We start from the raw sequence: 9,801 nt of genomic DNA on the forward strand, positions 1-9,801 counted from the left end.
CGTGAAGCCCACCCTAAGATGAGATTTCCCATGACGTAAGTCAATAAGATCCCTTGAAGAACACAAGGTTGATAGGTCAGAGGTGTAAGTGCAGCAATGTATTTAGCTGACTGATACTAATAGATCGAAGGCTTGATCAAATTATTTACTCTGTGCAATTTTGAAAGAATTATTCTTTCAAAGGAAACTTCTTCAGCGTAGCTGAGAAGTACTGATTCAAAACGAAATCAGAGATTTCTGTGAATCAACATCTGGTGATTATAGCTAGAAGGTAACACCCGTTCCCATGCCGAACACGATGGTTAAGCTTCTAAGCGCCGATGGTACTGCAAGGGCGACCTTGTGGGAGAGTAGGACGTTGCCAGGTTAGTATATGGCTCGATAGCTCAGTCGGTAGAGCAGAGGACTGAAAATCCTCGTGTCCCTGGTTCGATTCCTGGTCGAGCCACCATTTAGACCTTATCAGTTTAAGCGATAAGGTCTATTTTTATACAATTAAATAAATTTTTAAAAGGAAAGGAAGATTAATAATATGAGTAAGGTTTTAGCAGTGTTTAACGGAAGAAAAATTACAGATGGTGATTTAAATAATACTATAGCTCAATTTCCAGCAGAAAGACAACAATTTTTTAAGACAGAGGAAGGAAGAAAAAATTTATTAAATGAAATAATCTCCTTTGAATTAATACATGATTATGCTAAAGATAATAAATTTGATTTAGATGATCTATACTTAGAAAAAATAGAAGCTATTAAGAAAGAAACACTTATACAATGGACTATTTCTAAGGTATTATCAGAAGCAGAAATTAAGGAAGAAGATATAAAAGAGTTTTACAATAATAATAAAAATATGTTTATTGAGGAAGAGAGAGTTTCAACAAAACATATATTAGTAGAAACTAAAGAAGAAGCAGAAAATATAGTTGATGAAATAAAAAATGGATTAAGTTTTGAAGAAGCTGCTAAAGAATATTCAAATTGTCCTTCAAAAGGCGCAGGAGGAGATCTTGGAACTTTTGGTAGAGGAAGAATGGTTAAGGAATTTGAAGAAGCTGCTTTTGAAATGAAAGAGGGCACTATAAGTAATCCTGTAAAAACACAATTTGGATATCATATAATCAAGCTAGAAAAGAAGTATGCTAAAGGAACTAAAGAGTATAATGAAGTAAAAGATTTGATTAAAAAGCAATTACATCAAGAAAAAGAAAGAGATTTATATAAAAAGTTCACAGAAGATTTAAAGAATAAATATTCAGTAGAATTAAAATAAAATAGATAAAAGTCCTTATAATTTGATAAATGTTATATATAGAGTATATAATAGTTATAGAAGTTATAAGGAGGAATAGATAACTATGGATACTAGGAAAAATCTTAAAGAGTTAATAAAAAGCAGTTCAAATATTGTGTTTTTCGGAGGGGCTGGAGTTTCTACGGAAAGTAATATTCCAGACTTTAGATCAGAAGAAGGATTATATAAAACAAAGAGTAATTTTTCATATTCACCAGAAGTAATGTTAAGTCATAGTTTTTTTAAAGAACATACAGAAGACTTTTTTGATTTTTATAAAGAGAAAATGATATACAAATATGCTAAACCTAATTTAGCTCATCATGCTCTTGCTAAACTAGAGAAAGTGGGAAAACTAAAAGCTATTATAACTCAAAATATAGATGGCTTACATCAATTAGCTGGCTCTAAAAATGTTATAGAATTACATGGTGGGGTAGGAAGAAATTACTGTATGGATTGTAATAAATTTTTTGACTTGAACTATATACTAAATAATAAAGAAGTTGTTCCTAAGTGTGATGTATGTGGAGGAATTGTAAAGCCTGATGTAGTTTTATATGAAGAACCTTTAAATATGGATAATATAAACAATGCCGTAAGATATGTAGAAAATTCAGATGTTTTAATAGTAGGTGGGACTTCCTTAGTTGTGTATCCAGCAGCTAATTTAATTCATTATTATAAAGGAAACAAATTAGTATTAATCAACAAATCCTCCACACCTTATGATAGAAAAGCACAAATAGTTATAAATGATAGTATAGGTTCTATACTAGGGGGAATAGTGGAAGAACTAGGCTATTAAATTAATTTAAATACAGTATTGACAAAACATAAATTAAGTGTTAATATATAATAGTGTCAAGGGGCAATAGTATTTTGGCGCTATAGCCAAGTGGTAAGGCAGAGGTCTGCAAAACCTCTATTCCCCGGTTCAAATCCGGGTGGCGCCTCCATAAAAAAGACTTAGTTAAAAATTTTAACTAAGTCTTTTTTTATACCTTTAAAATAAATTGTAATTTAAATACGTAAATAGAAGTAAAAATTATAAAATAAGAGAAATCATGAACTTATTATAGATAATCACTATAATTTAATATTATAAGTAGAAAATGAACCATAATAGACGTGGAATAAAGTGAAAAACACTAGTATAATCTCAATGTTAGATTAAAGTATTGAGATTAATAATTCACTAGGAGGATACTATGATGGGGAATATGTATAAGGAAACTGTTACTAGGAAGAAAGCTATATCCTTTATAAAAGTATTTTTAATACTAATAGCAGTATTATTCCTTTTAAGCATAATAGAAGAGCTTTATAACAATAACATTAAGTTAATTACAGTTATAGCTAATGTAGTATTTGCAGTAATTTTATTGACAGAGTTATTTAAATGTAAAGTAAAATATACCTACTCTATAATAGCAGACCAATTTATAATTCATAAAATAAGCGGTTCAGGCGATAAAGTAGTTGAAAATATAAAAATTAGAAATATTGAATATATAGGTAAAGATGATTTTGTAAGATTTAAAGGTAAATTAATAAGTAATAAAAAATATATGTGTCATACTTATAAATTAAGACCGTATTGTTGTATATACAGAGAGAATGACAAATATAAAAAATTTTATTTTCAGCCTAGCATAGGTTTAATTGAGAAAATAGAATTCAATAAGAATAGAGAACTGGCTGCTTCATAAAAAAGTAAAACTCTTAGGTATAAAATAAATATATCTAAGAGTTTTTAGATTTTTTATCAATGATGAAATGAGTTATTCATTTCATTGATAAGATTTTCCTTTTGTATTAAGTCTAATCCACTTAATGCAAGAGCTTGAGAAGTTTTTAAAACTACATCATGTGCAAAGCTAGAAATAGTAGCTTTTGCAAATTCATTAGATAAATAATTTATAGATATATCCTTTGTAATAGATATATAAGGATGAATACAAGGGGTGACCTTGCTTATACTTCCTATACTTAAAGATGAAAAATTTTTATTGGCAGGAGATATATCTATAATACCTGCTTCTTTAAGATTATGAGAAAATATCCTGGATAAAGTATCATTAGTTATTAACTCCTCATAGGGCATTTCAAAAATAAAATTTTCATTATCTACATCCATAAAATCAGATATAAATTTGCATATACTTCTTATTTTTTCTTCTAAAGGGATAAGGGTATCCATTTTTGATCCTCTAATATAGAGTTCTATGTCGCTATTAGAAGGAACATATAAAGGGGAGGCTACATGGTTATTTAGAGAACTATTTATATAGGTGTCTTTGCCTATTTTTTTATTAAGTAAATTTAAAATGTTTAAAGTTAATATACAAGCATCTAGAGCCGAGAAATCTTCTAATTTTTTATAAGCAATGTCAGGTTGACTTTTATAAGTTATTTTTAAAGGTATAGTTGCCATAGATGTTCCACTTTCCATGGTAATAGTGTTTGGATGAGCCATTAAGACAGCATCTATATTTTTAAAAACTCCTTGTTTTACCATAGTTACTTTAGAACTTCCTTTAAATTCACCAGGACATCCTATAACCACAACAGAACCTTTTTTTAGATTAGATACTGCTTTGCTTAATGACAAGGCAGCTCCGATAGACATAGAAGATATTAGATTATGGCCAGTTAAATGACCACATCCTTCAAAAGCGTCGTATTCACATATAAAACATATTTTAGGGAAACCATATCCATACTCTGCAAAAAATGAAGTGGATATATCAATAAAATTATCTTTAACTTTAAAATTATTTTGTTTTAGTATATTGGTTAAATAGTTACAAGCTTTATATTCATTAAAAGATGATTCAGGATTTTCATATATATATTTTGATATATTATATAAATCGTTATCTATAGTGTTTATGTAGGATTTTATATATTGTTTCATACTATCACTCCCAATAAGGCTATTCATATAATTATAAATAGTATGACCATAAGTATTTAAATATATTTATATGGGGAATTTAATGGACAAGATGAATAAAATATATATAGAGAGGCAAAACTTTAGATATTATAAATTTTGAGGAGGACGGTAAATGAAGAAAATATCTTGCGTTATGTGTAGAAAGCCTCTAAACAATGGTATAATGATAAAAGGTATAAGGATTTGTAAAAGTTGTGAAGAGAAAATGATAAAAGAAGATACAATAACAGATTTTTATAGTTACTATGTAAACTGTATAAAGAAATATATAATATACCAAATGATAAAGGGAGAGGATACTAGGTGTCAAAATTACCACTTGTAGAAGGGGTATTAAATTATATAAAAAAGAAAAATATTTATTTTTCTATGCCAGGTCATAAGCAAGGTGAAGGTTTTTTATCTACAGATATAGGTAAGGAGATAAAAGAACAAATTTTAAAACTAGATATCACCGAAGTAAACGGTGTAGACAATCTGCATAATCCTACAGGTATCATAAAAGAATCCCAAATAAAATTAAGTGAACTTTATGGTAGTAAGAAGTCTTATTTTTTAGTTAATGGAAGTAGTAGCGGAAATATGATTATGATATTTTCTTCTTTTGAAGAAGGAGACAAAATAATAATTGATAGAAATTGTCATAAATCAATATTTAATACAATTATAATAAGAAAGTTAAAAGCTATATATGTAAAGAATAAAATTCATAAAGGTTTTAACCTTCCACTTTCTGTTGATAGTAGCCATATTATAAAAACAATTAAAGAAAATAAAGATGCCAAAGGAATAATTATAACTTATCCTAATTACTATGGGATTTGTTGTGATTTAGAGAAAATTATTATAGAAGCTAAAAAGCACAACATGAAAGTGTTAATTGACTGTGCCCATGGAGCACATTTTGTTGCAAACGAAAAATTACCTAAGAATCCTGTTAAACTAGGAGCGGATATGGTAGTTATGAGTAGTCATAAAACACTTCCAAGTTTAACTCAAACAGCATTTTTACATGTTAACAATGAAGAACTTATAGATAAGGTAGATTTTTACTTTGATACTTTTATAAGTACAAGTCCTTCATATTTATTTTTAGTTTCTATGGATTATTCTAGGTATTATTTAGAAGAATATGGAGAAGAAACTTATGAAAAATTAATAAAATTATTAAAGATATATAAACAAAAGATAAATTCTCTAAAACACCTACATATAATAGATCAGGTAGATATTATGTCAGAATATACTTTAGATAAAAGTAGATATATTCTACACATAGAAGAAGGTTATAGTGCAAATTTATTAATGGACTATCTTTTAAAAAATAATATACAATGTGAAATGAATGATACTTATAATATTGTTATAATAGTATCTCCTTTTCATGTAGAAAAGGAAATTAAATATTTATATGAAGTTTTATTAAACTGCGATTTTTCTAAGTTTAAAATTAAAGAAATGGACATATTAAATCATAATATACCTAAAAAAAAGCTAGAACCTTTTGAAGTTTTGAATAAAGGTAAAAAAATAGTAGAAGTAGAAGAATCTTTAGATTGTGTATGTGCAGAAAATATAGTACCATATCCACCAGGTATTCCAATTATTATGATGGGAGAAATAATGGATGAAGAAACTATAGAAGTTATAAAATATTATGAAGACAATGGAATAGAAGTTATTGGTTTACATGAAAATCAGATCAATGTGGTTAAATAAATTTGTTGAAAAAGAGGTATAAGAAATTATGAATGATAAGAAAGGAAAATTAATAGTAATAGAAGCACCAGATGGTAGTGGTAAAGCTACTCAAACTAAAAAACTTTATAATAAATTAGTAGAAGATAAATATGATGTATTAAAAGTAGAATATCCTGATTATAATAGCAATTCTTCAGCATTGATTAAAATGTACTTAAGTGGAGAATTTGGAGACAAGCCAAATGACGTCAATGCTTATGCTGCATCTACATTTTTTGCTGTAGATAGATTTGCATCATTTAAGAAAAAATGGGGTGCATTTTATGAAAATGGAGGCATAATATTAGCAGATAGATATACTACTTCTAATATGGTTCATCAAGCTTCAAAGATAAAGAATGTAGAAGAAAAGAAAAAGTTTTTAGATTGGTTGTGGGATTTGGAATTTAATTTAATGGGGTTACCCATACCAGATGCAACAATATTTTTAGATTTACCACCTGAATATAGTAGAAATCTTATTAAAAATAGGAAAAATAAGTTCACAGGAGAAGAAGAAAAAGATATACATGAAAGAGATGAGGATTATTTAAATATATCTTATAAAAATGCAGTGGATATTGCAGAAAAATATAATTGGATAAAGATAAACTGCATTAAAGGAGATAAGATAAAAAATATAAATGAAATCCATGAGGAAATATATAAGGTTTTAAAAGAAAAAACATTATAAATATACTAGTTAGGCTTAATATGATAAAATGTAGGTAAAACCTTTAGAATTTTAAAGGAGGGATAAAGAAATGAAGCTTATTATTGCTGTGGTACAAGATGATGATGCATCAGATTTAGTAGATTTATTAACAGAAAATGATTTTAGGGTCACTAAATTAGCTACTACAGGAGGATTTCTAAAATCAGGTAATACTACTTTAATGATTGGCGTTGAAGAGGATAGACTAAAGAATGCAATAAATTTTATCGAAGAAATTTGTAAAACTAGAAAACAAGTTGTTACAACACCATCACCTGTAGCGGGTGCTACTGGAGTATATGTGCCATATCCTATGGAAGTAGAGGTTGGAGGAGCTACAATATTTGTAGTAGATGTTGACAATTTCATAAGAATATAGATGGAGGAATATATATTGAGTTTTTCAGATGTTATAGGTCACGAGGATATAAAAAATCATATAATTAACTCAATAGAAAATGGACGTTTTGCTCATGCTTATATAATTTCTGGTGAAGATGGACTAGGAAAGAGTATATTGGTAAAAGAAATAGCATTAAAGCTATTAAATAAAGAGATTAACAGAATCTATGCAGATATTATAGAATTTAGGATAAAGAAAGAAAATCGTTCAATAAAAGTAGATGATATAAGAGAAATAAATAAAGAAGTAAATAAAAAACCTTATGAAGAAGATAAAAAGGTTATTATAATATACAATTCAGATCTTATGACTAAAGAAGCACAAAATGCTTTTTTAAAAACTATTGAAGAGCCTCCTGAGAATGTATTTATATTAATGATTTGTGAAAGCTTAGATAATATTTTAGAGACAATAAAATCAAGATGTCAGATATATAAATTAAATCATTTAAGTGAAGAGGACATGAAGATGTTTATAAATGAGAAATATCCTGACATAGATGAGGAATTAAAAGAGATATTTTTAAAAATTAGTGATGGTATACCAGGAAAAGTAGAAAAGTTTATAGAAGATGAAGATTTTAAAAACATAAGAAATATGTCTATGAATATATTAAAGAAAATGTTATTATATAAAAAAAATGATATGGAAAGTATATTACAGTATACAGAATTTCTTGTAAAACATATATATTTATTAGAAGAGATATTGACTTGTTTTTTATCTTATATAAGAGATATATTAGTGTATAAAGAAACATTAAATAAAAGATTAATATTAAATATAGATAAACTAGAGGACTTAGAGAGTATTTCAGAGTCATTATCCTTTAAAGAACTATATAATATTATACACATAATAGAGGATACTAAAAATAAATTAAGTAGCAATGTAAATACATCACTAGTTTTTAATTCTATGTTGTTAAAAATGCAGGAGGTATAAAATATATGATAAAAGTTGTAGGAGTAAGATTTAAAAAAGCTGGAAAAATATATTATTTTGATCCAGGAGATTTGAAAATAGAAAAAGGACAAAATGTAATCGTGGAAACTATAAGGGGCATTGAGTTTGGGCAATGTGTTACAGGAGAAAAGGAAATAAAAGAAAATGAAATAGTTTCACCTTTAAAGAGTGTAATAAGAAAGTCAAATAAGGAAGACGAAGAAAAGCATTCTGAAAATAAAAACAAAGAAAAAGAGGCTTTTGATATATGTTTAGAAAAAATAAAAGAGCATAAGTTAGAAATGAAATTAATAGATGTAGAATACACTTTTGATAATAATAAAGTAATATTTTACTTTACTGCAGATGGAAGAGTGGATTTTAGAGATTTGGTAAAGGATTTAGCTTCCATATTTAAAACTAGAATAGAGTTAAGACAAATAGGTGTAAGAGATGAAGCAAAAATGATAGGAGGATTAGGTCCTTGTGGTAGAGCTATGTGTTGTTCTACATATTTAGGAGACTTTGTACCAGTATCTATTAAGATGGCAAAAGAGCAAAACCTATCATTGAATCCAACAAAAATTTCAGGTATATGCGGAAGACTTATGTGTTGTTTGAATTTCGAACAAGAAACCTATGAAGAAATAAGAAAGAAACTACCTAAAGTTGGATCCATAATAAATTCAGAATATGGAGAAGGTGAAGTAGTAGAAAATAGCGTTGTAAAAGAAATGGTAAAAGTTAAGATAAAATTACCTTCTGGAGATGATGTTATAGAAGAAATATCCATGCATGATTTAATACTTATATCTGGAGGATATGAAGACACCTTAACAGAAGATGATATAGAAATAGAAGTTAATGATGATGAAGATAAAGATATAATTAAAGAATTATTCAAAGATAATTAGGAGGGAGCCAATGAGATCAGTTATAAAAGTTTTGGAATTAAAGAATGCTTCAGATGTTGTTACAATTAAAAAAGCTATTTCTAATAAAACTGGTGTATTGGCTATTCAAATAAATATTGAGAAAAGAGAAATAAACGTAGTTTATGATGATTATCTTTTAACAATAAATGATATGGTGGATTGTATTGAGGATTTGGGTTATAGTATTTTGTAAAAATTACTTTAAACATCTTTAAAAACTTTGACAAACGTGGTAGAATATAAATCGGATACTTGTCCAATTATATAAGGAGGTGTACGAATAATGGCATACGTAATTAATGATACTTGCATAAGCTGTGGAGCATGTGCATCAGAATGTCCTGTAAATGCTATAAGCCAAGGAGACGGTCTATTTGTAGTAGATGCTGACACTTGCATAGATTGTGGAAACTGTGCTAATGTTTGTCCAGTAGGAGCGGCAGTTGCAGAATAATAAAAAAAAGACCACTTAAGTGGTCTTTTTTTAAAATGTACCCTTTGTCAAGGACAGTTTAAAAAAAGACTAGGCGGTACTAAGAAGATGATTTCTGTATTTTACAGGAGTCATCTTTTTTAAATTCCATTGACCTCTATAATTATTATAATAATCCATATATTCATCAATTTCTTCCAAGAGTTCAGCAAATGTATTACAATTTTTAATATTTGTTTCATCCTTAAGATGTCCAAAGAATGACTCCTGTGGAGCATTATCCCAGCAGTTACCTCGTCTAGACATAGATTGTTTTATATTATATTTTTTAAGCAATTTCTGAAATATGGGACTAGTGTAATGTGCCCCTTGAT

At 27.7% G+C, this 9,801-nt stretch carries 13 protein-coding genes, 2 tRNA genes and 2 rRNA genes; 15 read left to right on the plus strand and 2 right to left on the minus strand.

Annotation, left to right across the window (positions count from 1 at the left end; genetic code table 11):
* The 7 genes from B5D21_RS13655 to B5D21_RS13685 all read left to right on the plus strand — a co-directional run.
* Nucleotides 1–140, plus strand: a 23S ribosomal RNA gene (locus B5D21_RS13655); the annotation flags it as partial.
* Nucleotides 141–250: 110 nt separating this feature from the next.
* A 5S ribosomal RNA gene (gene rrf, locus B5D21_RS13660) occupies nt 251–367 on the plus strand.
* 8 nt (nt 368–375) lie between these two features.
* Nucleotides 376–451, plus strand: a tRNA-Phe gene (locus B5D21_RS13665).
* A gap of 81 nt (nt 452–532) precedes the next feature.
* A complete protein-coding gene (locus B5D21_RS13670) occupies nt 533–1,273 on the plus strand; it encodes a peptidylprolyl isomerase (protein ID WP_011098532.1) in 741 nt (246 codons plus the stop codon).
* An 85-nt stretch (nt 1,274–1,358) separates the two neighbouring features.
* On the plus strand, nt 1,359–2,102 hold the full coding sequence (locus B5D21_RS13675) for an NAD-dependent protein deacylase (protein WP_011098533.1): 744 nt from the start codon (nt 1,359–1,361) through the stop codon (nt 2,100–2,102).
* Nucleotides 2,103–2,178: 76 nt separating this feature from the next.
* Nucleotides 2,179–2,253, plus strand: a tRNA-Cys gene (locus B5D21_RS13680).
* A 255-nt stretch (nt 2,254–2,508) separates the two neighbouring features.
* Complete coding sequence (locus tag B5D21_RS13685) at nt 2,509–3,006, plus strand: hypothetical protein (protein ID WP_035110885.1); 498 nt, start codon at nt 2,509–2,511, stop codon at nt 3,004–3,006.
* A gap of 56 nt (nt 3,007–3,062) precedes the next feature.
* Here B5D21_RS13685 and B5D21_RS13690 read toward each other — a convergent pair whose 3' ends face one another.
* Nucleotides 3,063–4,214, minus strand: a complete 1,152-nt coding sequence (locus tag B5D21_RS13690; protein ID WP_035110887.1) for a zinc-binding metallopeptidase family protein — start codon at nt 4,212–4,214, stop codon at nt 3,063–3,065.
* A 154-nt stretch (nt 4,215–4,368) separates the two neighbouring features.
* Here B5D21_RS13690 and B5D21_RS13695 point away from each other — a divergent pair, with 154 nt between their 5' ends.
* The 8 genes from B5D21_RS13695 to B5D21_RS13730 all read left to right on the plus strand — a co-directional run bounded on the left by B5D21_RS13695 (nt 4,369) and on the right by B5D21_RS13730 (nt 9,448).
* On the plus strand, nt 4,369–4,581 hold the full coding sequence (locus B5D21_RS13695) for a sigma factor G inhibitor Gin (RefSeq protein WP_023437040.1): 213 nt from the start codon (nt 4,369–4,371) through the stop codon (nt 4,579–4,581).
* The gene (locus B5D21_RS13700) at nt 4,560–5,975 is read left to right on the plus strand and encodes an aminotransferase class I/II-fold pyridoxal phosphate-dependent enzyme (RefSeq protein WP_011098536.1); all 1,416 of its coding nucleotides are present in this window, start codon (nt 4,560–4,562) and stop codon (nt 5,973–5,975) included. The genes B5D21_RS13695 and B5D21_RS13700 overlap by 22 nt, the downstream gene beginning before the upstream one ends.
* 28 nt (nt 5,976–6,003) lie before the next feature.
* The gene (locus tag B5D21_RS13705) at nt 6,004–6,690 is read left to right on the plus strand and encodes a dTMP kinase (protein WP_011098537.1); all 687 of its coding nucleotides are present in this window, start codon (nt 6,004–6,006) and stop codon (nt 6,688–6,690) included.
* Nucleotides 6,691–6,760: 70 nt separating this feature from the next.
* Complete coding sequence (locus B5D21_RS13710; RefSeq protein WP_023437043.1) at nt 6,761–7,090, plus strand: cyclic-di-AMP receptor; 330 nt, start codon at nt 6,761–6,763, stop codon at nt 7,088–7,090.
* The gene (locus B5D21_RS13715; RefSeq protein ID WP_011098538.1) at nt 7,091–8,059 is read left to right on the plus strand and encodes a DNA polymerase III subunit delta'; all 969 of its coding nucleotides are present in this window, start codon (nt 7,091–7,093) and stop codon (nt 8,057–8,059) included.
* Between the two features lie 5 nt (nt 8,060–8,064).
* A complete protein-coding gene (locus B5D21_RS13720) occupies nt 8,065–8,973 on the plus strand; it encodes a PSP1 domain-containing protein (protein WP_011098539.1) in 909 nt (302 codons plus the stop codon).
* A gap of 10 nt (nt 8,974–8,983) precedes the next feature.
* Complete coding sequence (locus B5D21_RS13725; RefSeq protein WP_035110891.1) at nt 8,984–9,187, plus strand: heavy-metal-associated domain-containing protein; 204 nt, start codon at nt 8,984–8,986, stop codon at nt 9,185–9,187.
* Nucleotides 9,188–9,277: 90 nt separating this feature from the next.
* Complete coding sequence (locus B5D21_RS13730; RefSeq protein ID WP_035110892.1) at nt 9,278–9,448, plus strand: DUF362 domain-containing protein; 171 nt, start codon at nt 9,278–9,280, stop codon at nt 9,446–9,448.
* Nucleotides 9,449–9,517: 69 nt separating this feature from the next.
* Here the strand turns inward: B5D21_RS13730 and B5D21_RS13735 are convergent.
* Nucleotides 9,518–9,801 (minus strand): IS3 family transposase (locus B5D21_RS13735; protein WP_143323997.1); only part of this gene is annotated, 284 nt, incomplete at its 5' end.

Source organism: Clostridium tetani, assembly GCF_900167265.1.
GTDB lineage: Bacteria > Bacillota > Clostridia > Clostridiales > Clostridiaceae > Clostridium_G > Clostridium_G tetani.